The 23093-nt window shown below is 64.6% G+C and carries 21 protein-coding genes; 11 read left to right on the top strand and 10 right to left on the bottom strand.

Going from position 1 to position 23093, the window contains the following annotated elements; translation table 11 throughout:
* The first annotated feature begins 359 nt into the window (after positions 1 to 359).
* Complete coding sequence (locus tag XI09_RS19440) at positions 360 to 1268, top strand: DUF2189 domain-containing protein (protein ID WP_271568267.1); 909 nt, start codon at positions 360 to 362, stop codon at positions 1266 to 1268.
* A gap of 131 nt (positions 1269 to 1399) precedes the next feature.
* Positions 1400 to 2224 (top strand): lytic murein transglycosylase, encoded by an 825-nt coding sequence (locus tag XI09_RS19435; RefSeq protein WP_271568266.1) that lies wholly within the window; start codon positions 1400 to 1402, stop codon positions 2222 to 2224.
* Between the two features lie 59 nt (positions 2225 to 2283).
* Here XI09_RS19435 and XI09_RS19430 read toward each other — a convergent pair whose 3' ends face one another.
* Positions 2284 to 2547, bottom strand: a complete 264-nt coding sequence (locus tag XI09_RS19430; protein WP_271568265.1) for a hypothetical protein — start codon at positions 2545 to 2547, stop codon at positions 2284 to 2286.
* Between the two features lie 725 nt (positions 2548 to 3272).
* Between XI09_RS19430 and XI09_RS19425 the strand changes: the two genes are divergently transcribed.
* From XI09_RS19425 to XI09_RS19390, 7 genes are all read left to right on the top strand, one after another.
* The gene (locus tag XI09_RS19425; RefSeq protein ID WP_007590701.1) at positions 3273 to 3425 is read left to right on the top strand and encodes a DUF1127 domain-containing protein; all 153 of its coding nucleotides are present in this window, start codon (positions 3273 to 3275) and stop codon (positions 3423 to 3425) included.
* Between the two features lie 126 nt (positions 3426 to 3551).
* The gene (trmFO, locus tag XI09_RS19420) at positions 3552 to 4979 is read left to right on the top strand and encodes a methylenetetrahydrofolate--tRNA-(uracil(54)-C(5))-methyltransferase (FADH(2)-oxidizing) TrmFO (protein WP_271568264.1); all 1428 of its coding nucleotides are present in this window, start codon (positions 3552 to 3554) and stop codon (positions 4977 to 4979) included.
* 7 nt (positions 4980 to 4986) lie between these two features.
* Complete coding sequence (locus tag XI09_RS19415; RefSeq protein ID WP_271568263.1) at positions 4987 to 6081, top strand: serine/threonine protein kinase; 1095 nt, start codon at positions 4987 to 4989, stop codon at positions 6079 to 6081.
* A gap of 73 nt (positions 6082 to 6154) precedes the next feature.
* Positions 6155 to 6736 carry a CAP domain-containing protein gene (locus tag XI09_RS19410; RefSeq protein WP_271568262.1) on the top strand — a complete coding sequence of 194 codons (582 nt, stop codon included), beginning with the start codon at positions 6155 to 6157 and terminating at the stop codon, positions 6734 to 6736.
* 206 nt (positions 6737 to 6942) lie between these two features.
* Positions 6943 to 10542: a GAF domain-containing protein gene (locus XI09_RS19400; protein ID WP_333939128.1), complete on the top strand. Its 3600-nt coding sequence runs from the start codon at positions 6943 to 6945 to the stop codon at positions 10540 to 10542.
* Positions 10539 to 10928, top strand: a complete 390-nt coding sequence (locus tag XI09_RS19395; RefSeq protein WP_271568261.1) for a response regulator — start codon at positions 10539 to 10541, stop codon at positions 10926 to 10928. Before XI09_RS19400 ends, XI09_RS19395 begins: the two co-directional genes overlap by 4 nt.
* A 112-nt stretch (positions 10929 to 11040) precedes the next feature.
* Positions 11041 to 12219, top strand: a complete 1179-nt coding sequence (locus tag XI09_RS19390; protein ID WP_271568260.1) for an aminotransferase class V-fold PLP-dependent enzyme — start codon at positions 11041 to 11043, stop codon at positions 12217 to 12219.
* A 17-nt stretch (positions 12220 to 12236) separates the two neighbouring features.
* Here the strand turns inward: XI09_RS19390 and XI09_RS19385 are convergent, their stop codons facing one another.
* Genes XI09_RS19385 through yajC form a run of 6 tightly spaced genes read right to left on the bottom strand, consistent with a single transcriptional unit; the run spans position 12237 to position 17881 of the window.
* The gene (locus XI09_RS19385; protein ID WP_271568259.1) at positions 12237 to 13481 is read right to left on the bottom strand and encodes a threonine ammonia-lyase; all 1245 of its coding nucleotides are present in this window, start codon (positions 13479 to 13481) and stop codon (positions 12237 to 12239) included.
* A gap of 45 nt (positions 13482 to 13526) precedes the next feature.
* The gene (locus tag XI09_RS19380) at positions 13527 to 14390 is read right to left on the bottom strand and encodes a phytoene/squalene synthase family protein (protein WP_271568258.1); all 864 of its coding nucleotides are present in this window, start codon (positions 14388 to 14390) and stop codon (positions 13527 to 13529) included.
* Positions 14387 to 14770 (bottom strand): Mth938-like domain-containing protein, encoded by a 384-nt coding sequence (locus tag XI09_RS19375; protein WP_271568257.1) that lies wholly within the window; start codon positions 14768 to 14770, stop codon positions 14387 to 14389. Before XI09_RS19375 ends, XI09_RS19380 begins: the two co-directional genes overlap by 4 nt.
* Before the next feature lie 60 nt (positions 14771 to 14830).
* Positions 14831 to 15850, bottom strand: a complete 1020-nt coding sequence (secF, locus tag XI09_RS19370) for a protein translocase subunit SecF (RefSeq protein ID WP_271568256.1) — start codon at positions 15848 to 15850, stop codon at positions 14831 to 14833.
* A gap of 10 nt (positions 15851 to 15860) precedes the next feature.
* Complete coding sequence (gene secD, locus XI09_RS19365) at positions 15861 to 17465, bottom strand: protein translocase subunit SecD (protein ID WP_271568255.1); 1605 nt, start codon at positions 17463 to 17465, stop codon at positions 15861 to 15863.
* A 47-nt stretch (positions 17466 to 17512) separates the two neighbouring features.
* Entirely contained in the window at positions 17513 to 17881 is a 369-nt protein-coding gene (yajC, locus tag XI09_RS19360; RefSeq protein WP_092181341.1) for a preprotein translocase subunit YajC, read from the bottom strand.
* 181 nt (positions 17882 to 18062) lie between these two features.
* Between yajC and XI09_RS19355 the strand changes: the two genes are divergently transcribed.
* Positions 18063 to 19067 carry an ATP-binding protein gene (locus tag XI09_RS19355; protein WP_271568254.1) on the top strand — a complete coding sequence of 335 codons (1005 nt, stop codon included), beginning with the start codon at positions 18063 to 18065 and terminating at the stop codon, positions 19065 to 19067.
* A gap of 162 nt (positions 19068 to 19229) precedes the next feature.
* Here XI09_RS19355 and XI09_RS19350 read toward each other — a convergent pair whose 3' ends face one another.
* Together XI09_RS19350 and XI09_RS19345 are read right to left on the bottom strand one after the other, a co-directional pair.
* A complete protein-coding gene (locus tag XI09_RS19350) occupies positions 19230 to 20627 on the bottom strand; it encodes a LysM peptidoglycan-binding domain-containing M23 family metallopeptidase (RefSeq protein WP_271568253.1) in 1398 nt (465 codons plus the stop codon).
* Positions 20628 to 20736: 109 nt separating this feature from the next.
* Positions 20737 to 21387, bottom strand: a complete 651-nt coding sequence (locus XI09_RS19345) for a protein-L-isoaspartate(D-aspartate) O-methyltransferase (RefSeq protein WP_271568252.1) — start codon at positions 21385 to 21387, stop codon at positions 20737 to 20739.
* 239 nt (positions 21388 to 21626) lie between these two features.
* On the opposite strand from XI09_RS19345, the gene XI09_RS19340 reads away from it, so the two are divergent.
* Positions 21627 to 21998, top strand: coding sequence for a response regulator (locus XI09_RS19340; protein WP_027546599.1), 372 nt, complete (start codon positions 21627 to 21629; stop codon positions 21996 to 21998).
* Positions 21999 to 22179: 181 nt separating this feature from the next.
* Here the strand turns inward: XI09_RS19340 and surE are convergent, their stop codons facing one another.
* A complete protein-coding gene (surE, locus tag XI09_RS19335) occupies positions 22180 to 22947 on the bottom strand; it encodes a 5'/3'-nucleotidase SurE (protein WP_271568251.1) in 768 nt (255 codons plus the stop codon).
* Between the last annotated feature and the right edge of the window lie 146 nt (positions 22948 to 23093).

The raw sequence follows: 23093 nt of genomic DNA, 5'->3' as shown, positions 1-23093 counted from the left end.
CATGATTTTCCCGAAAATGCTCATGTCTGCTCCCCGAAAAGGATCCCGTTGGAAGGCCTTGAGTGGCACTTATAGACGAAGTTTCTGCGTTGCGCCCGCGGAGTTCTGCGAACCGACAACCAGCATCAGCTTATCTGCGGCGAAATGACGACCGAATGACATCGTCGAAGTTGCGGTGCGGCATCGAATCTCACCCAGGCGTGAGGGACAGGACTCGGAATTGGGAGTACGCTTCCCGTTCAGCTCGCGATGCCTTCCGGAATTCGCGTCTGGTCGGGATCGCGATCATCCAAGAAAAGCGGCTGCTTGCGCCGTTTGCCGGCGCCGGATTCGGCTGCATGGCAAGGGAGCTAGCGACCATGGCCACACTCTACCAGGGCAATGTCCCCACAATGGCCCCGCCCGCTAATGCGGCGGGACCAACCATCCGGACCATCCAACTGTCCGACCTGCATGACGCGCTGAGGCGCGGCTGGGAGGATTTCAAGGCGGTTCCGAGCCACGCCATCATTCTGTGCGTGATCTATCCGGTGCTGGGCCTCGTGCTCGCCCGCGTCGTGATGGGCTATTCGGTGCTGCCGCTGCTGTTTCCACTCGCCGCAGGCTTCGCCTTGATCGGGCCCTTCGCTGCCTTGGGTCTGTACGAGCTCTCGAGCCGGCGCGAACGCTATGAAGAGGCCAGCGCCTGGGATGCCATGGAGGTGCTGCGCTCGCCTTCGTTCGGTGCCATGCTCGGTCTCGGCACATTGCTGCTCGCCCTGTTCGTGACCTGGGTTGCAACCGCACAGGCGATCTATGTCGCAGCCTTCGGCTATGAGGGCGTGACCGGGATCTCGGACTTCATCACGCGCGTGCTGACGACCCGGCAGGGCTGGTGGCTGATCGTGGTCGGCTGCGGCACCGGATTCCTGTTCGCGCTCGCCGCGCTCTGCATCAGCGCCGTGTCGTTCCCCCTGATGCTCGACCGCCATGCCGGTGCGTTCGAGGCGATGGTCACCTCGCTGCGCGTTGTCGCCAGGAACCCGGTGCCGATGGCGGCCTGGGGCCTGATCGTGGCGGTGCTGCTGGCGCTCGGCACGATCCCGGCGTTCCTCGGCCTCGCCGTGGTGATCCCCCTGCTCGGCCATGCCACCTGGCATCTCTACCGCAAGGTGATCGCGTCCGATCCCGGTGCGCGGCCTGTGCCGCCTCCGCCGCATCGTCCGCGCAAGCCCGCCGCCGACTTCCCCGCCAACCTCTTCCCGTGGCGGAATAGGACGGACGCTTAACGATCTCGTGACATCCGGTCCTGCCCGGCTCCGGGCAGGACCGGGCCCCGTCATGCGCCTTGCTTTGGCCGCGGTTCCGACCGAGATTGCGCCCCGCCGGTCAGATCACTTCACGGAATCAATTTCATCTGATGACCCCGACGATTTCTCGTCTTGCTCTCGCAGCCTTAGCCCTCTCCGCGTCAATCCTATCCGCCGAGCCAGCGCTCGCCGCCGTTGCCTGCGGGTCGGGCAATTTCGACGCGTGGCTTGCAGACTTCAAAACCGACGCCGCGGCGAAAGGCATCTCGCAGCAGGCCATTGCCGCCGGGCTCGCCGGCGTGACGCTCGATCAGAGCGTGCTCAACCGCGACCGCTCGCAAAAGGTCTTCACCCAGACCTTCGAGGAGTTTTCCGGCCGCATGGTGCCGCCGCGCATGACGCGCGGCTCCAACATGATGAAGCAATACGGCTCGGTGCTGTCCCGCATCGAACAGACCTACGGCGTCCCAGGCGAGGTGCTGGTCGCGATCTGGGGTCTCGAGACCGATTTCGGCGTCAACACTGGCAAGTTCGCGACCATCCGTTCGCTGGCGACGCTGGCCTATGACTGCCGGCGCGCCGAGCAGTTTCGCGGCGAGCTGATGGACGCGCTGCGCATCGTCCAGCGCGGCGATCTCGCACCCGCCGACATGAAGGGCGCCTGGGCGGGCGAGCTCGGCCAGACCCAGTTCATGCCCTCGTCCTGGATGAAATACGCCGTCGATTTCGACGGCAATGGCAAGCGCGATCTCCTGCACAACGCGCCCGACGTGCTCGCCTCCACCGCCAATTATCTCGCCGGCTATGGCTGGCAGCGCGGCAAGGATTGGCAGCCGGGCAGCCCGAATTTCGCAGTGCTACAGCAGTGGAACAAGAGCGAGGTCTATTCCAAGACCGTCGCCTATTTCGCCACCCAGCTTGCACATGCCCCTTAAAGTCCCTCGACAAAACGCGTAGGGCCGATCGCCCGGCGACCGGCCCTCTCTTGAAGCGTTTACTTGCCCATGGTGGCGTGCATCGCCTTGTTCAGATGCGCGCCGCACGCACCCATTTTGCCGTTGAGCAGCGAGTCCTGCGCAGCCGCGATCTCCTTCTGCGCCTCGAACTTGCCGTCGCCGTCGGCCATGTTCTCGATCGCCGTCTCCGTCTTCTCCAGATTGGCCGAGCTGCATCCGCCCATGGCATGCTTGGCGGCCTGGGCCGGCGCGACGGCGAACGCGACGGCGGCAATGGCGATAACCCCGAGTAACTTCGTCATGATGTTACTTCCTTCTCTTGTTCTTGGGACAGACCCAGCGACATTGCCGGAATCTGCGCCAAGACTTTGCTGCCGACGCGGCAACTTGCCGCAATAAATTCCCCGCGAGAATTGCGTGATGTTGCGCGCCGCGCAGAGCCGCATGCGGAAATTCTGATTTTCATTACAACCTTGTAATCAAGCACTCACACCCTTGGCGTGTGTGCACCGCATCAACGACGAACGCGCGCGACTCCCGGCGATCGGCCCGCGACATCTGGCTTCGCCGCAAGCCGTTTCAGTGGCCCTTCCAAGGGAGCAGTGCGAATCGCCTCTCCCTCCTCACGCCGGCGAGCTCCCTCAGGTCGGCGGAACCCGTTCAATATTATGAATATATATTCACTCCTAAATTTCCTGATACATGCGATTCGCGCATGCGAGACTTGGGCTTACAAGCTGCCGGATCGTCTTGCAGGTCTCGAGAATGCAACTTATTTCCAGCACCACCGGAACCGCAGGGTTCCCCATAAATCCGTGATTTCACGGGGCTTTATCGCAGTCAGCAACGGCTAACGCCCGGCTGTTGGGCGGGACTGCCAAGAGGTTAATCGCCCCTTACCGATGCCATGCGTTCTTCGCTTAGCTGCATCGCAACATCGGAACTTTCGCACTGCACCACTCTCACCTATATTCATTTCAACGATGAGGCCCGGGCAAGGGCTGAATCGAACTACAGGAGACTACCAATGCTGCTCTCGCTCATCCGCATGATCCAGGCTTTCCGGGACTATCAGCGCAATGTTGCCGAGCTGTCCCAGCTCAGCGATCGCGAACTGGCCGACATCGGCCTCGATCGCTCGGACATCCCGCGCGTTGCCGCCGGTCAGTATCAGGGCTGATATCGTTCAGCCCTTCACCGGACGAACCGATAGCGCCCGCCTCGTGCGGGCGTTGTCGTTTCTGAAGACAGAAAACTCGATCTCGGCGATTCCACTGACCGCCGAAAAGCGCTACCTGTCCGCCCCATGACAGGACCCTATTCCAACATTGTGCACGTGATCGGCGCAGGCCTTGCCGGCTCGGAAGCCGCCTGGCAGGTGGCCAAATCCGGCGTGCCCGTGATGCTGCACGAGATGCGGCCCGACCGCATGACCGAGGCGCACCGCACTGACGGGCTCGCCGAGCTCGTCTGCTCCAATTCGTTCCGCTCGGACGATGCCGCCAACAACGCCGTCGGCCTGCTGCACGCAGAGATGCGCCGCCTCGGCTCGCTGATCATGCGCGCGGCCGATGCCAACCAGGTGCCCGCCGGCGGCGCGCTGGCGGTCGATCGCGACGGTTTTTCGGCGGCCGTCACCAAGGCGCTGAACGAGCATCCCCTGATCGAGATCGCCCGTGGCGAGATCGCAGGCCTGCCGCCGGCCGACTGGAGCAACGTCATCGTTGCGACCGGCCCCCTCACCTCTGCACCGCTCGCCGACGCCATCCGCGAATTGACCGACGAGAACGCGCTCGCCTTCTTCGACGCGATCGCGCCGATCGTGCATCGCGAATCCATCGACATGTCGGTCGCCTGGTTCCAGTCGCGCTACGACAAGGTCGGCCCCGGCGGCAACGGCGCCGACTACATCAACTGCCCCATGACCAAGGAGCAGTATGACGGCTTCGTCGCCGCGCTGATCGCCGGCGAGAAGACGGAGTTCAAGGAGTGGGAGACCAACACGCCGTATTTCGACGGCTGCCTGCCGATCGAGGTGATGGCGGAGCGCGGCCCCGAGACGCTGCGCCATGGTCCGATGAAGCCGGTCGGCCTCACCAATCCGCACGATCCCGCGACGAAGGCCTACGCGATCGTGCAGCTGCGCCAGGACAACAGGCTCGGCACGCTCTACAACATCGTCGGCTTCCAGACGAAGCTGAAATACGGCGAGCAGCAGCGCATCTTCCGCACCATTCCCGGGCTGGAGAAGGCCGAATTCGCCCGCCTCGGCGGCCTGCATCGCAACACCTTCCTCAATTCGCCCAAACTGCTCGACGGCCAGCTGCGGCTGCGCGCGCAGCCGCGGCTGCGTTTTGCCGGCCAGATGACGGGCTGCGAGGGCTATGTGGAGTCCGCCAGCGTCGGCCTGATCGCCGGTCTCTACGCGGCGGCCGATGCCCGTGGCGACACACTGGCGAGCCCGCCTGCTACGACCGCGCTGGGATCGCTGCTCGGCCACATCACCGGCGGCCATATCGAAACCATCGAGCCCGGCACGCGCTCGTTCCAGCCGATGAACATCAATTTCGGCCTGTTCCCGCCGCTTGCGAGCGCTCCGACCAAGAAGCCCGACGGCACGCGCCTGCGCGGCAACGAGAAGACGGTGGCCAAGAAGCAGGCGATGAGTGCACTGGCGCTCGCCGATCTCGATCGCTGGATCGCCGATCACCTGCGCATCGCCGCAGCCGCGTGAGTTGTCGATGAGCCTCCCCAAAGACGACGCCGCGACGCTCTCGGCGCGCTGGATCGAGGGCGTCCTGCTCAAGCGCGACGTGTTCTCGACCGTCGAGCGCGGCCGCTTTCGTGCCGACAACGGCGAGGTCGACGCGGTGCTGCGCCGGCTGGATGAGGTGCCGTGGTGGTCGTTCCTGCTGGCCAGCCATCTTTTCGCGCGCGAGAAGCATGCGCTGGCCCTCGCCAAGGGCCTGAATGTCGGTCCCGAGCTGCTGTGGGCCGGACGCCGCGCTCTGGTGCGCGGCTTCGTCGACGGCGTCGCGCTGCATCTGGCCAAACCGCATGGCGACCTCGCCTATTTCCGCTCGGCCAAGGCGGCGCTGCGCCGGCTGCGCCGCGCCGGCATCTGCCACAACGACCTTGCCAAGGAGCAGAACTGGCTGGTCGGTCGCGACGGCCGGGCCTATGTGACCGACTTCCAGCTCGCCGCCTGCTTTGCACGCCGCGGCCGGCTCTATCGTATCCTCGCCTATGAAGACCTGCGGCACCTGCTCAAGCACAAGCGTTCCTACGCGCCCGAAGCGCTGACGCCGCGCGAGCGCAAGGTCCTGGCGAAGAAGTCGTTTGCCGCGAGCCTGTGGCTCGCCACCGGCAAGAAGGTCTACCGGGCGATCACGCGCGGCCTGTTCAACTTCACCGACCGTGAGGGTGGCGGCCGCAGGCTCGTCAACGACGCGCCTGTGCTGGCGGAGCTGATCCGCAAGAATCCCGCCGTGCGCGACACCGCCATCGTCGCCTTTGCCGACCGCCGCTCCGGCGTCGGGCTCTATGCCTTCGTCGAAGCTGATCAGGCCATGCTGGAAGGCCAGCTCCGCAACGAACTCACGGCCGCCAAGGGTCCGAAACCGCCGGAGCACATCCAGGTGGTGCATGCACTGCCGCGCGACATCAGCGGCAAGCCGCGCACCGAGATCCTGCAGCTGGTCGCCATGAACCAGCTCGACCTGATCGAGCCGATGATGAAGAACGACCAGGACCGCGCCTTCCTCAAGGACATTCTGGAGCAGCGCAAGAACCTGCGCGACCGCTTCAATTTCGAGGCGGACCTGCCGGCGGGCTGACGGACGGCGTGCGCCTTGAAGCGTCCACATTGGCGATAGAGAAGCAGTCGGACAAAGCAGGCTTGGCGGGGTCATGGGCACTCGGGGGACGATGAGGCATCGTGTGGTTGGCGGCATGATCGCCGGCCTTCTGCTGTTGGCAGCGACGCCCGCAATGGCCGAACCCCCGGCCGAACTGATCTCCAGCTTCCGCCTCAAGCATGGCGAGGTTCGCGTCGTGCGCGATGCCACCCTCGACCGCATCGCCATGGACCAGGCGCGCGCGATGGCGGCGAAGGACGACCTCAGCCACGACGCTCTCGGACCGTTCAACCGCCGCGTCGCACCGGCCGGCGCGGGGCGCGCCGCCGAAAACATCGCCTATGGCTACGACAATTTCGAGAAGACGCTCGGCCAGTGGATCGACTCCTCCGGGCATCGCAAGAACCTCTTGCTGCACAATGCCTCCCGCGTCGGCATCGCCAGCGCCAGGAACGCCAGCGGCAAGCGCACCTATTGGGCGATGGTCATTGCCGGCGACTACGAGCCGAAGGGCAAAGGCAAGGGCAAGAAGAAGGACGGTGAGCCGCTGGTTGCCGTGAAGCGCGAGGCGGCGCCTGCCAGCAAGCCGAAGCCGAGCAACTGTCACATCAAGCTGCTCAGCCTCTGCATCTGAGGCGGGCTCCGCGCTCGCGTACCGTCTTGATTGCGGACATTGCTCCGGGGCCCGCCCCGCAATCGCCGGGGAGACGTGCAGAGCCCGTCGGTGCAACTTGCGATAAGGCTGGCCGAACGCGTTCCGAAGTGAAATAATCCACTCGAAACTGGCGCATATTTTGGCCCGATGCTGCAACGCATTCGGCGATATGGATTTGGTTTCCGATGCCCGCCCTCTCCCAGGACGTGGTGGCAGATTTGAAGCAGGAGAACGCCCGGCTATTGGCCGAGTTGCGCGCCGCGCACGATCGGGAGAATGCGACTGCCGACGTCCTGAAAGTGATCGCGACGTCGTCCTCCGACGTGCAGCCGGTGTTCGACGCAATCGCCACCAGCGCCAACCGGTTGATCGGGGGCTTTTCCACCACAGTATTCCGTTTCGTCGACGGAATTGCGCACCTTGCCGCGTTCACCCGCACGAATGCCGTCGCAGATGCACATCTCACACAGATGTTTCCGCGGCCCATTGCGGACTTTCCAAGCTTTCAACTCGCCTCGTTCGGAAAGGTTGTCCCCGTCCCCGACACCGAGGCCACCTCCGAACTGCAGATCCGAGACGTCGCCCGATTGCGCGGTTTCCGCGCGATGCTCTTCGCACCGATCATGAAGGGCGGAACTGCAATCGGCATGATCAGCGTCACGCGTCCTCAGCCGGGTAACTTTGCCGAGCACGACAAGCAACTGCTGCGGACCTTTGCGGAGCAGGCTGTCATCGCCATAGACAATGCGAATCTGTTCAGCGAAGTACAGCAGCGCACAAACGACTTGACTGAATCGCTTCAGCAGCAGACCGCGGTCGGAGACGTTCTCAAGACGATCAGCCGCTCGACCTTCGATCTGCAGCCGGTGCTCGATACGCTCGTTCAGACCGCGGCGCGCTTGTGCAACGCCGAGATGGCTTTCATCATGCGGCGCGAAGGCGATCTCTACCGCGCCGGAGCCGCGGTCGGTTACACCGCAGACTATATCGAGTTCATCAAGAACCACCCCATCGCCCCGGGGCGCGGCACGATCACGGGGCGGGCGGTGACGGAAAAACGTCCGGTCCAGATCTTCGATGTCGCCTCCGACCCAGAATATACGCTGCAGGAGGCGACGACGCTCGGCGGCCAGCATACAGCGCTTTGTGTACCGCTGCTGCGCCAGAACGAACCGATCGGGACAATCGTGCTCGCGCGCCAACGCACGGAGCTCTTCACCGAGAAGCAAATCGAGCTCGTCACCACCTTCGCCGACCAAGCCGTCATCGCGATCGAAAATGTGCGCCTGTTCGATGAACTTCGGCAACGGACAAATGACCTAAGCGAGTCATTGCAGCAGCAGACGGCGACGGCAGACGTGCTGAAGGTCATCAGCCGTTCCGCCTTCGACCTTCAGAAGGTGCTTGATACGCTGACGGAATCCGCAGCGCGCCTATGCAATGCGGATATGGCGGCGATTGCGCGCAAGGACGAGCGCGGCTTCTATCATGCCACCGGCTACAATTTTCGCGTGGATTGGGTCAAGGTCGCCGACGTCCACCGGCTTCAGCCCGGCAGAGGCAGTTTGATCGGCCGCGTTCTCCTCGAACAGCGGTCCATTCAAATCCTCGATGTGCTGGCCGATCCCGAATATGCCTACCTGGACATGCAGAAGGCCGCAGGCTTTCGCACGCTGCTCGGCGTGCCGATGATGCGCGAAGGTGAACCGATCGGAGTGTTGTTCCTGGGCCGCACAACGGTTCAATCCTTTTCCGAGAAACAGGTCGAGCTGGTTTCGACGTTTGCCGATCAGGCGGTCATTGCTATCGAGAACGTGCGTCTTTTCGAGGAAGTGCAGGCCACGAGCCGTGACCTGCAGGACGCCCTGACATACCAAACCGGAAGTGCCAGTATTTTGAAGGTCATCGCGTCCTCCCCGACCGAGATCGATCCGGTCCTGAACGCGATTGTCGAAAGCGCCTGTGAGCTCTGCGAAAGCTCTGATGCGGTCCTTCGCCTGAGAAGGGACGACCATCTTCAACTGGTTGCACATCACGGCCCGATAGTGCCCTCCCGCAGCACGTGGCCCATCAATCGCAAATGGACAGCCGGCCGCTCGATCCTCGACCGGAGTCCAGTCCAGGTGGGGGACATCACCTCGCCGGAAGGCGATGAATTTCCTGATGGACGAGAACTCAGGCGCGATGACGGCGTGCGGACTATCCTCAGTGTACCGCTTTTGCGCGAAGGCGAAGGAATTGGCGCCATCACCCTTCGACGCACCGAGGTCAATCCGTTCAACGCCAAGCAGATTGCTCTGCTTCAGACCTTCGCCGATCAGGCCGTCATTGCAATTGGAAATGTCCGACTGTTCGAAGAAGTACGGGAACGCACGCGCGAGCTTACGGAATCCCTCGAGCAGCAGACCGCGACTGCGGAAGTTTTGGCGACGATCAGCTCGTCCGCCGGCGAGTTGGAGCCGGTCTTCGACAAGATGCTGGAGAATGCGACCCGCGTCTGCGGAGCTCGATTTGGTACCATGAATCTCTATGAGGAAGGCGGCTTCCGCACGGTTGCACTCTACAACGCGCCGCAGGCCTATGTTGATACCCGCCTGTACCAGAGCATTCGCCCGCACCCCGGCAGCGGTCTCGGCACTGTGGAGAAGACTCATCAGCCCGTCCACATCGAGGACATCCGGAGCCAGCCGCCTTACATTGAAGGCAATCCCAACGTCCGCGCGCTCGCCGACCTTGCCGGAGCAAGAACCCTCGTCATCGTGCCCATGCTCAGGGAGGACGAGCTGATCGGGACGATCACGATCTTCCGCCAGGAAGTGAAGCCATTTACTTCGAAGCAGATCGCGTTGGTTGCCAATTTCGCGAATCAGGCCGTCATCGCGATCGAGAACGCTCGTCTGTTGAATGAATTGCGCAAACGCACAAAGGAGCTCTCGCAGTCTCTCGAAGAGCTGCGCGCGACACAGGATCGACTGATCCAGACCGAAAAGCTCGCCTCACTTGGCCAGCTAACCGCAGGCATCGCCCATGAAATCAAGAACCCGCTCAATTTCGTCAACAACTTCTCATCGCTCTCGTCGGAATTGATCGGCGAGCTGAACGAGAAGCTGCGCGCGACCGAGTTGGACGAGGCGGTCAGGCAGGAGATCGACGAACTCACGCAGGTTCTCCAGGCCAACCTCGCAAGGATCGTGCAGCACGGCGCACGCGCCGATTCCATCGTGAAGAACATGCTGCTGCATTCGCGACAGGGCTCTGGCGAGCGCCGCGCCGCCGACATCAATGGGATCGTCGAGGAAGGCCTCAATCTCGCCTATCACGGCGCGCGCGCGGAAAAGCCGGATTTTCACATTACGCTCGAGCGAAAGCTCGATCCCTCCGCGGGGATCGTCGGTGTGTACCCGCAGGAAATAACGCGGGTCTTTCTCAATCTGATCTCGAACGGCTTCTACGCGGCCATGAAACGCAAGGAAGTCGCCGGCGATGGGTTCGAGCCCGTTCTTAGCGCGACAACAAGGGGTCTCGACCGCGCCGTGGAAATCCGCATTCGCGACAATGGCACCGGAATTCCGGCTGATGTGAGGGAGAAGATATTCAATCCGTTCTTCACGACCAAGCCGGTTGGCGAAGGAACCGGGCTCGGCCTGTCGATATGTCACGACATTATCGTGAAACAACATGGCGGCAGCATTGATTTCAAGACCGAGCCGGGCGCCTATACGGAGTTCATCATCACGCTGCCACGCACTGCGGCCAGCGCCATGCAGACCGGAGACAAGGGGTGAGCGTGTACATTTTGGTGGTTGACGACGAGCCGGACGTCGAGGTGCTGTTTCGCCAGCAATTCCGACGCGATCTGCGCGCCGGCCGCTTTCTGATGGAATTTGCATCGTCGGCGCCAGCGGCGCTGCAGCGCGCCATGGAGTTCCGGGATGCGACGCTCATTCTGATCCTTTCAGACATCAACATGCCCGGCATGAGCGGGCTCGAGATGTTACCGATTGTACGTGCGGCCCGGCCCGACGTCCCCGTCATCATGATCACGGCTTATGGTGATACCGAAACCAAGCGCAAAGCGCTGGACAGCGGCGCTACTGATCTGTTGACCAAACCGATTGACTTTGCGGCGCTGCGCCAGGAGATCGAGGCGAGGCTCGGTCACGCCGCATGATCGTCATGTGGGCGCAGCTCGGTGCGCCTGCAGGTCCACGTCGGCCTTACCCGATCTTGCTCGCATGCGTCATTGTGTCTAACTCTGGGAACCCGATGGCAGAGGCTCTCACTTGATCGACATCGACCGAATACGTGCCGACACGCCGGCCGCTGACCGGCTCGCGTATCTCCACAACGCGGGCGCGGCTCTCATGCCGGCACCTGTCGTCGCGGCGATGAAGGGGCATATCGACCTCGAGAGCGAGATCGGAGGCTATGCCGCCGCCGACCGCGAGGCGCGCCGGCTTGATTCAGTCTATGGCTCGGTAGGCCGCCTGCTGAATGCCGCGCCCGATGAGATCGCCCTCATGGAGAACGCGACGGTTGCCTGGCAGATGGCGTTCTATGCGCTTTCATTTCGCAAAGGCGATCGCATCCTGACCGCCGAGGCGGAATACGCCGCCAACTATGTCGCGTTTCTTCAGGTCGCCAAGCGCACAGGCGCGGTCATCGAGGTCGTGCCGAGCGATCCCGGCGGCGAGCTCGACATCCACGCGCTCGAGCGCATGATCGACGAGCGCGTGAAGCTGATCGCCATCACCTGGGTTCCGACCAATGGCGGGCTGGTCAATCCCGCAGCGGCCGTCGGCAAGATCGCGCGGGCACACGGCATTCCCTATCTGCTCGACGCCTGCCAGGCGGTCGGCCAGATGGCGGTCGACGTCGAAGCCATCGGCTGTGACATGCTGTCGGCCACGGGGCGCAAATTCCTGCGTGGCCCGCGCGGCACCGGCTTTCTCTATGTCCGCCGCGATCTGCTGCAACGGCTCGAGCCGCCGATGATCGACCACTTTGCGGCGCCCTGGGTCTCGCGTGACCAATATCACCTCCGTGACGATGCGCGCCGTTTCGAGACCTGGGAGAACAACTACGCGGCGCGGCTCGGGCTCGGCGCTGCCGTCGACTACGCGCTCGATATCGGCATGGGTCCTATCGAGCAGCGCTGCCGCCTGCTGGCAGACCGCCTTCGGGGCGGCCTCGCCTCCGTTCGCGGCATCACAATTCGCGACCTCGGACGCACACCAGGCGCCATCGTCAGCTTCACGATGGACCGATATGAGGCGGACACGATTGTCAGCAGTGCCGCTGCCGCCGGCATCACCATCGGTGCTTCACATCCGTCGAGCACCCGCATCGACGCCGAGATCCGGGCGCTGCCGCCGCTCGTGCGCGCCTCCCCGCACTACTACAACACGGAGGCCGAGATCGACCGGCTGATCGGCCACCTCGCAGGCCTGACACCGCGATAGCGGGGCGGCCGCGCCGCTCAGGTGCAGCGCGCGCTCAATCCGGATGCACTGAGCCTCGCCATGACCTCGTCGAGATGCGCGCTGTCGCGGGTCTCGATCACGAGTTGCAGCAGCGTCGCCTTGGCCGGCAGGTCGGAGAAGGTCCGCTGATGCGAGACCTCGATGATGTTGGCGCCAGCCTCGGCCAGCAGCGCAGCCACCGCTGCCAGCTGCCCGGGCCGGTCGGGGATATCGAGCGACAGCTGGGTCAGCCGTCCCTCGCGCGCCAGTTCGCGGGTGAGGACGGAGGCGATCAGCCGCGTGTCGATATTGCCGCCGCTCAGCACCAGGCCGACCTTCTGGCCGGCAAAGCGGGACGGATCGGACATCAGCGCGGCGAGGCCGGCGGCGCCGGCGCCCTCGACGACCGTCTTCTCGATCGAGATCAGGGTCGCGACGGCGCGCTCGAGCTCGGCCTCGTTGACCAGCGCGATGTCGTCGACGAGGCGCCGGACGATTTCAGTCGTGATCTTGCCCGGCGACTTCACCGCGATGCCCTCGGCGAGCGTATCGCCGCGGGCCGGCAGATTGCCGTCATGGATGGCATTGTACATCGAGGGATAGAGCCAGGCCTCGACGCCCAGAATCCGCAGCGATGGCTTGATCGATTTCGCGGCGATGGAAATGCCGCTGATCAGGCCGCCGCCGCCGATCGGGACGACCAGCGTGTCGAGCTCCGGCACCGCCTTCAACATCTCCAGCCCGACGGTGCCCTGCCCCGCGATGACAAGCGGATCGTCATAAGGGTGGACGAAGATCATGCCGTGAGCTTCGCCGTGGCTCCGCGCGAACGCGGCCGCCTCCTCCAGCGTCGCGCCCGTCACCACCACCTCCGCGCCGTGGTGCTTCGTGTTCTCGACCTTCACCATGGGCGTGCCGACCGGCATCACGATGGTGGCGGGAATGCCAAGCCGCCTGGCGTGATAGGCGACGCCCTGCGCGTGGTTGCCCGCCGACATGGCGATGACGCCGCGCGCACGCTCCTCCGGCGTCAGTGCCGTGAGGCGGTTGAGCGCGCCGCGCTCCTTGAACGAGGAGGTGAACTGGAGGTTCTCGAATTTGAGCCAGATGTCACAGCCGCAGATATTGCTCAGCGTGCGGCTGTAGCTACAGGGCGTCTCGACGACGGCCCCCCGGATGGTCTCGGCGGCCGCGTGAATATCACTAGGAGCGACCGGAAGGCCGCTGAGATCGGAGGACGTGGTTTGGGACAAGTCAGCCATGGGACAGCATAGAGCATTTGCCCGGCTCGGGCGACAAGCCAACCGCTATTTGGTAAATTCCCGGGAACGTGAAGCCCGCCACAGCGTCCACAGCGTGCGCAGCCGCGACGAAGGCTGCGGCGTGAACGGATTGCGTCCCGGACGCGACAGGCGCTTCAGATCGGCCTGAGCCTGGCTCAGCGGCAGGAACGCCGGCCGCACGGACGACGGCAGCTGCGCCAGCAGCGACGAGGCCGTCGTCACATGCTGCCGGGCTTCACCCGCAAGCTGTTCGAGCACCGCATGGAGATTGGGCGTCTCCTTGCTGGCGAACACGTCCTCCATGTTGCAATTGTGGTTCGCCAGCAGCTGCTGCGGCAGGAACAATTGCCGGTGCGCGGCATCGCGCGGCAAATTGGCGATGACCTGCACGATGCCCTGCGCCAGCCCGGCATGACGGGCAAGATGCTCGACCGCCTCCGACGGCGACCCCATGATCCGCGCAGCGAGGGCGAACAACGCCGAACAGGTCGCGGCCAGATAGCCTTCCAGCGCCGCCATGGTCGGCATCGGATCGTTGTAGAGATCGAACTGGTGCTCGTCGGCGAGCAGCGACAGCGGCTCGACCGGCAGGTCGAAATCGCGGATCGCGCGGAGCAGCTCGGCCGCCACCGGATTGCCCTCGGCGCTGCCATGGGCATGGCCGGAAAGCATGTCGGTCCACCATTGCAGGCGGATTTCGCCGGGCAAGGGCTGGCTCACCTGGTCGCGGACCCGGACGATCTCGACATTGAAGGCATAGAGCGCGAGCAGCGCACGGCGCTCGGCGGCGGGCGCGAACAGGGTCGCGACATAGCGCGGAAAGTCGTGGCTGCGCACGAGATCGGCGCAGAAGGCAACGGAATCGGGCGGAGGTGCAGCGCTGCTCATGGCACGGCGATCAGCGCGGCCGCAACGCGGCGCCGTTCGCCGATCATGATGTTGTAGGTGCGCACGGCCGGGCCGGTCTGCATCGTGTCCAGCACCACCCTCACCGCCTTCAGAGCCTGCCGCAGCGCCGGCGGCGGCAGCCAGACCCCGGTTCCGGTGCCAATCAGGAGCGTATCGATGCTGTTGGCGGCTGCGAAGACCCGATCCAGCGAATAGCGGTCGATCTTCGTGGGGTCCGTCACATCCCAGGCCCAGATCGCATCGGGCAGACAGAGCAGCGATCCCCGATGCGACATGCCGGCAAAGGCGAAGCCGCCCTTGCCATAGGCCTCGATCGGCGCCGAGCGCGGGAAATGCGGTGCGTTGGGATCGCCGGTCATGAACTTGGTCCGAATGGGCTTACTGCCCTCGCAAACGCGTGCGAGGGCGTGCAGTTCGGATCATGCCTTGTTTTTCTTCGCCGGCGTAGCGGTATCGGGCGCATCTTCCCGATGCTCGCCGACGCCGAGATAGATCAGGATCGGCGCCGCGATGAAGATCGAGGTGTAGGTGCCGACCAGCACCACGCCGAACATCATCACCGCGGTGAAGCTGTGGATGGCGTGACCGCCGAACAGGAGCAGCGCCAGCAGCGCCAGCGTCACGGTGAAGTGGGTGATGATCGAGCGCGACAGGGTCGAGTTGATCGACTCGTTGAGAAGCTTCGGCATCGGCATCTTCTTGTAGCGCCGCAGCATTTCGCGAATGCGGTCATAGATGACGACGGTGTCGTTGAGCGAATAGCCGAGAATGGTCAGAAGCGCGGCGATGCTGGTCAGATCGAAATCGACCTGGCTGATCGACATGAAGCCGATCGTCAGCACGATGTCGTGCACGTTGGCGATCATGGCGCCCAGCGCGAACTGCCACTCGAAGCGGAACCAGAGATAGATCAGGATCGAGACGATCGCGAGCATCAGGCCGAGCATGCCGTAGGCCAGAAGCTCGCCGGAGACGCGCGGGCCGACCACCTCGACGCGGCGATAGTCGACGGAATCGCCGAGCGCGGTGCGGACCTTCTGCACGGCCGCCTGCTGGGCGGCGTCGCCGCCGGGCTGCTCCGCAACGCGGATCAGGACGTCGGCGGGGCCACCGAACTGCTGGAGCTGAACTTCGCCGAGATGCAGGGCATCCAGCGTCGTACGCATCGCCGCGATGTCGGCGGTGCCGGACCTGGCCTGCACCTCGAGCAGCGTGCCGCCGCGGAAGTCGATGCCGAAATTCAGGCCGTGGGTGAAGAACAGCGTGATCGCGACGATCGACAGCGCCGCCGAGATCGGGAAGCTGATGCGGCGGAAGCGCGTGAAGTCGAAATGCGTATCGTCCGGGACGATGCGCAGCGACGGCAACAGGCCGAACACCGCGACGACGGTGAGGATGGCAATGAGGACGCCGAGCCCGATGAGAACGGTGTGAGTCACGATCAGGCTCCTAGATCGGCACGCTCTGCGGCCGCTTCCACCGCACCCACCCGGCCACGATCAGCCGGGTCAGCGTGAAGGCGGTGAACACCGTGGTGATGATGCCGATACCGAGCGTCACGGCGAAGCCGCGCACCGGTCCGGTGCCGATGTAGAACAGCACCGCGGCGGCAATGAAGGTGGTGATGTTGGAATCGAGAATGGTCGCGAGCGCCCGCTTGAAGCCGGCGTCGATCGCCGAGATCGCGTTGCGGCCGCCGCGCAGCTCCTCGCGGATGCGCTCGTAGATCAGCACGTTGGAGTCGACCGCGATGCCGACGGTAAGCACGATGCCGGCGATGCCGGGCAGCGTCAGCGTGGCGTTGAGCAGCGACAACAGGCCGAAGATCATCGCGACGTTGATGGCCACCGCGATGTTGGCAAACACGCCGAACAGCCGGTAAGTCAGCAGCATGAACACGATGACCAGGATCGAGCCGACATAGGCCGCCAGCTCGCCCTTCTCGATCGAATCCTGACCGAGGCCCGGACCGACGGTGCGCTCCTCGACCACGGTGAGCGGCGCCGGCAGCGCACCGGCGCGCAAGAGGATCGCCAGGTCGTTGGCCGACTGCACGGTGAAATTGCCGGAAATCTGGCCCTGGCCGCCGGTGATCGGCTCGCGGATGACGGGCGCCGAGATCACCTTGTTGTCGAGCACGATCGCGAAGGGCAACCCTACGTTCTCTTGGGTGGCCTGCGAGAACTTGCGCGCGCCCGACGTGTTGAACTTGAAGCTCACGACAGGCTCGCTCGTGCGCTGGTCGAAGCTGGCCTGCGCGTCCGTCAGGTCGCCACCGGCGACCAGTACCTGCTTCTTGACCACGTAGGGTGTGGGCGGCGGCGAGGCACTCATCAGGAGCTCGGATTCCGGCGGCAACCGCCCCTGCTGCGCCTGATCCGGCGGCACGGAGGTGTCGACCATGCGGAATTCCATCTTCGCGGTCTTGCCCAGCAATTCCTTCAGGCGGGTCGGGTCCTGAAGGCCGGGCACCTGCACCAGGATGCGGTCGTTGCCCTGGCGCTGGATGACGGGCTCGACGGTGCCGAGTTCGTTGACGCGGCGCTCGACGATCTGGATCGACTGCTCGATGGTCTTGCGCATGCGGTCGAGCATCGCGGCCTGCGGGATGCTGAGGCGGATCACCCCGCCGCCGGCATCGGTCACGTCAAGGTCGCGCTGACCGCTGGATCCTATCAACCCGCCCAGCGGTTGGGACAGCTCTCGCAGCTTGGCGAGCGCAGGCTGCACGTCGGTTTCCTTGGTAATACGGACCTCGGCCGCGTCGTTGCGCACGGTGACGCCGCCGGTGAAGCCGATCTTGGCGTCGCGCAGCGTCCGGCGAACGTCGTCGCGGACCTGGTCGAGCCTTTCCTTCTTCACATAGTTGCCGTCGACCTCGAGCAGCAGATAGGAGCCGCCCTGGAGGTCCAGGCCGAGCACGAGCCGGCGCTGCGCCCAGGCCGGCCAGGTCTTCACCTGCGCCTCGGGGAAGAAGTTCGGGACCGCGCAGAGGCACACGATCAGCGCCGTCAGGATGATCCCGAGCGCCCTCCACCGCGTGAAATACAACATCGACTGGACCTGTCAGATCAGGAGACTTGAGAGACTCGCCGCAGCGCTCACTTCGCCGCGGTGTCGTCCTTGGCGCTTTCCTTCGCGCTTTCCTTGGCCGGCTCGCCCTTGGCGCGCACGCCGGAGATCATCTGGCGCATCTGCCGCACGCGGACGCCATCGGAAATCTCGAACTCGATCTGGTCGTCGTCGACGACCTTGGTGACCTTGCCGACGAGGCCGCCCGAGGTCACGACGGTGTCGCCGCGACGGATGTTCTTCACGAGGTCGGCGTGGTCACGGACCTTCTTCTGCTGCGGACGCAGAATCAGGAAGTACATGATCACGAAGATCAGGGCGAACGGCAGCAGCGACATCAACATGCTGTTGGTGTCGCCGGCGCCCGCAGCCTGGGCATACGCAGGGGTAATCAGCATTCGGACGATCCTCGTGAGAACGGGGGAAAGCCGGTCAGGCCCTCAAAGGCGACCGGCTCGGTCAAATTCGCGCGGACTATAGCGGCCACCGCCCCAATTGCAACGCTGCCAGACCGCCCTTTTGGCCACCTTGCGGCGCGCCGTCAGGCCCGATAAGGCTGCATTCTCAGGAACTTCGGACATGCCCAAAAAACCAAGCAAAAGCCCGGCCGGCAAAGGCCCCCGTACCCCTGCCAGGAAGCCTGCCCGCGTCGCGGCAAAACGCCCCACGGCAGCTCTCAAGGCAACCTCCAAGCCAGTCTCCAAGGCAGGCCCCGACCTCCCCCAGGAGCGCATCGTCCGCGCCCTCGAGACCATTGCGGCGCACCTCTCCGCCCAGGGCAATCCGGTCGCCGAACCCGAATCGTTCGAGCGGGCGGATGCCTATGTCTGGCACCCCGACGGCCGCCTCTCTGCGGTGCCGCGGGTCAGCCGCGTCGAGCTGTTCCTCCTCAAGGGCGTCGACCGGATGCGCGACATCCTGATGGAAAACACCGAGCGCTTCGCAGGCGGCCTGCCCGCCAACAACGCCCTGCTCTGGGGCGCGCGCGGCATGGGCAAGTCGTCGCTGGTGAAGGCCGCGCATGCCAGCATCAATGCGGACCGCAAGCCGGCCGACAAATTGAAGCTGATCGAGATCCACCGCGAGGACATCGAGACTTTGCCCGCGCTGATGGAGCAGCTGCGCGCCTCGTCCTTCCGCTTCATCGTGTTCTGCGACGACCTCTCCTTCGACGGCAATGACGCCTCGTACAAATCGCTCAAGGCCGTGCTCGAAGGCGGCATCGAGGGGCGGCCCGAGAACGTCATCCTCTACGCCACCTCCAACCGCCGCCACCTGCTGGCGCGCGAGATGATCGAGAACGAGCGCTCGACCGCGATCAATCCCGGCGAAGCGGTCGAGGAAAAGGTGTCGCTGTCGGATCGTTTCGGCCTCTGGCTCGGCTTCCACCGTTGCAGCCAGGACGAATATCTCGCCATGGTGCGCGGCTATTGCAGCCATTTCGGCATCGAGGTCGATGACGAGGCCCTGGAGCACGAGGCGCTGGAATGGTCGACCACGCGCGGCTCGCGCTCGGGCCGCGTCGCCTGGCAATTCGTGCAGGAGCTCGCGGGACGCCTCGGCGTGAAGCTGACGGCGAAGTAGCGGAAAGTATCGCCTCGCCCGCAACTGTCATTCCCCGCGCAGGCGGGGAATCCAGTACGCCGCGGCCTCTCCGTATCCCCTTGGCATCTCCAGAAACGAAATCGCCCGCTTTCGCGGGCGATGAATGCGTTCGTATGGCCAGCGCTATGGGGCGGCAGCGCCTCACGCCCCGTTCAGGAATTGAAGCGGGTCAACCGGACTCGATCCCTTGCGGATCTCGAAGTGGAGCTGCGGCGACGCCACCTCCCCGGATTGACCCGACTTGGCAATGACCTGACCGCGCTTGATGGTATCGCCGCGCTTCACCAACAGCTCACTCGCATGGGCATATGCGGTGACGTAGCCGTTGGAGTGCCGAACCAGGACCAGATTGCCGTAACCTTTTAGCTCGTTGCCGGAATAAGCGACGACGCCGTCTTCAGCCGCCTTGACCGGCGTCCCCTCGGGCACCGCGAGATTGATGCCGTCATTGGACTTGCCGTTGGTCTTGGCGCCGTAGCTCGTGACCACCTTGCCGCGCACCGGCCAGCGGAAGGTCGGCAGCGCGCCGGTGGCCTCCGCAGCCTTCGCCGGCGTCTCGGCGGGCTTCTCTTCGACATTGGCCGTGGCCTGGGCCAGGCGCGCGCTCTGCACCGGCGCGACGGCGGCCATCTTCGTCGCAGGCGCCGGAGCCGCCGCGACGGGCTGCAACGTACCTGCGACCGGGGCAGCCGCGACCGGAACCGCAGCAACGGGTACTGCGAGAGCGGCGGTCTTTGCACCCGGCACGGTCAGCCTGGCGCCGAGCTTGAGCTTTGCGGACGGATCGAGACCGTTGGCGCGAGCCAGTTCAGCCGCCGAGATATGGTTCTTGCGGGCAATGCTGGCGAGCGTGTCGCCGCGGTTGACGAAGTGCGTGCTCGGCGGCGCGGCAACGGCCGCAACCGGCTTCGCCGCCGGCGCCATCGCGGGAGCCGCCGCGACGGGAGCCATTGCCGGCGCGGGTGCAGCCGCGGTCGCGCCCGGATGCGGGATGATCAGCTGCTGGCCGGGCGAGAGCGTGCGCGGACCCTTGTAGCCGTTGGCGGCGAGGATCGCCTGCGGCGTGACGTGATAGCGCTTGGCGAGCACGTCGAGCGTGTCGCTGGTGCCGACGATGATCTTGGTGCCGCCGGCCGGTTGGGCGGCCGCGACCGAGCGCGACGGCACGGTGGCCGTGGTCTCCAGACGCGGCTGCGCCGGGGGCGCGTAGGAGCCGACGCCACGCCCGCCACCGGACACCCCGCCACCTGCCGCAACGGGATAGGATTGCGGCGCGGACACCGCGGGCGGCGGCAAGGGCTGCGACTGATAATAGCCGGGCTGCGTCTGCGGCCGCGAATATTGCGGCAGCTCACGCTGCGGCGGCGGCGCCTGCTGCACCGAACCGGTCGATTCAGTCGAGAAGGGATTGGAGAAGTTCGACTGGGACAGCCGCGACGACATGTCGGCGCTGCACCCTGCGAAACTGACGGCGATCAGCGCCAGCACCGCGACCTGCGGTACGCGGCGCGAGTAAAGCAACTCGGCGACGACAGACATGGTTACTCACTCGTACGCAACAGAACTGGTCTTTTAAGTAAACACGCGCCGAGTAAATAACGGCTTAACCCTCCCAATAAGATGTTGGCAGCACAGCCAATCCGGAAATCTACAGCTCCCGCGCCACGCCGGGCAGTGCCGGCACGAAACGGACCTCGACGAGTTCCTTGCGGTCGACCCCCTTCGCGCTGCGGGTCAGGCGGATCAGCGTCTGCACCCCCTGGTGCGGCCCGACGGGCGCGATCAGGATGCCGCCGACCTCGAGCCGCTCGACCAGGTTCTCCGGAATCCGCTCCATGGCGGCGGTGACGATGATGCGGTCGAACGGGCCGATGTTGGCAGGCAGGTTGAGACCGTCGCCCAGCATCACCTCGACATTGTGATAGTTGAGCTTCTCAAGCCTGGCGCGTGCGGCGTCCGCAAGCTTGCGATAGCGCTCGACCGTCAGCACGTGACCTGCGAGCCGCGACAGCACGGCGGCCTGATAGCCGGAGCCCGCGCCGATCTCGAGCACGCGGTGCTGCTTCTGGAGCTGGAGCTGCTCGGTCATGTAGGCGACGACGAAGGGCTGGCTGATGGTCTGCCCGCACGCGATCGGCAGCGCGCTGTCACGATAGGCCCCCTCGCGATCGGCCTCGTCGACGAACAGCTCGCGCGGCACCTCCTCCATCGTTCGCAGCACCGCCTGATCGCTGATGCCCCGACGCCTCAGCGTGAGCTGAAACATCATCTTTTCCGGCGGGTGCTGATGGGAGGTCATTGCTACCAGTACTATCTCGTCAGGTCCGGATCGTCGCTTGCGGAGCTCAAGGCTGCGGCAGGAATCCTGTTCCTGCTCAGGAACTCATGATAGCCTTTCGCTGAGGTATTTGACCACAAATTGGCTTGCAGCGGACTGGCCGCGAAGGCCATTTTCAGGTGTCCGTTCGCCGAAACGCGCATTGCGTCGATTCGCGTTATCTGCGAACGTTTTCTGGAATGGGCAAGGACTCACCGACAATGACCGCGACAGGGCTTTCCGGCCGCTCTGTATTCCTCGTCGAAGACGAGGTGATGATCAGGATGATGGTCGCGGACATGCTCGAAGAGCTCGGCTACAAGATCGCAGCCGAAGCCGGCGATATCCCCGAAGCGATGCGGCTCGCCGAAGCGACCCAGTTCGACATCGCCATCCTCGACGTCAACGTCAACGGCAAGGTGATCTCCCCGGTCGCCGACCTGATCAAGGCCAAGGGCTGTCCGTTCATCTTCGCCACCGGCTACGGCTCCTCCGGCCTGCCCGAGCAGTATCGCGACCGGCCGGCGCTCCAGAAGCCGTTCCAGCTCGACGCGCTCGGCAAGACCATCGAGGCCGCCCTTCGCGGCGGCTAGCTTTCCCGTTGCTCGCGCCCTCCTTCACTTTTCCCCGGCGGGGAGAGGTCGGATTGCGCAGCAATCCGGGTGAGGGGCCGCGGCGTTCAGTGAGATTGCAACCCCTCACCCGGATCGCATCTTTCGATGCGATCCGACCTCTCCCTTCGGGAGAGGTGAAGAATACCGCATGCTTTGGCTACTATTTCAGGGCCGCACCCAGCGCTTCGGAAAACGCCTCGTTGGTGCGGTCGAGCCTGAGCGGCGTGACCGAGACGTACCGCTCGCGCAGCGCCGCCAGATCAGTGCCCTCGGCGGGCGTATCCATCATCGCCGCGCGCTCGAAGCCGATCCAGAAATAGGGATTGTTGCGGCCGTCCCTGCGCTCGTCGATCCTGAGGAAGCCGAGATTGCGCTTGCCCTGGCGCGTGACGCGAATGCCGAGCACGTCCTCCGGCGCGCAGGACGGGAAGTTGACGTTGATGACGGTCTCCTTCGGGATGCCGGCGGCCATCACCTTGCGCAGGATGTCGGGGCCGAACTTGCGCGCGGTGTCCCACGGCGGCCGCTCGCGGGTCTCGACGCTGAACTCCTGCGACAGTGCGAACGACGGCAGCCCCAGGATGGTGCCCTCCAGCGCGCCGGCGATGGTGCCGGAATAGACCACGTCCTCGGCGACGTTGCGGCCCTTGTTGACGCCCGACAGCACGAGATCTGGCGGCATGGCGCCCAGGATATGGCGCGCGCCCATGATGACGCAGTCGGTCGGGGTGCCGCGCACGGCGAAGTGCCGCGGCCCGACCTCGCGCAGGCGCAAGGGGTCGTTCAGCGACAGCGAATGTGACACGCCGGACTGGTCGAGCTCGGGCGCCACCACCCAGACGTCGTCGGACAATGCCCGTGCGATCTCTTCCACGACCTTGAGGCCGGGAGCGTGAATGCCGTCGTCATTGGTGCAGAGAATGCGCATGCGAAAGGTCGATTCCTGAAGGGGTCTGAGCCGTCTTATCCGGCTGGGACCGATCAGGCAAACCGGCCGCCGCGCAGATCTCATCTGTGATCCCGCTCATTGCCGCAGCGCAGCAGCCGGCCGACGTCGGTTCCCGGGGCCTGCTT

This window comes from Bradyrhizobium sp. CCBAU 11386 (genome assembly GCF_028128955.1).
In the GTDB taxonomy this organism is placed as follows: domain Bacteria; phylum Pseudomonadota; class Alphaproteobacteria; order Rhizobiales; family Xanthobacteraceae; genus Bradyrhizobium.
The sequence above is the reverse complement of the archived record's forward strand: the minus strand, read 5'-3'. Positions and strand labels throughout refer to the sequence as shown.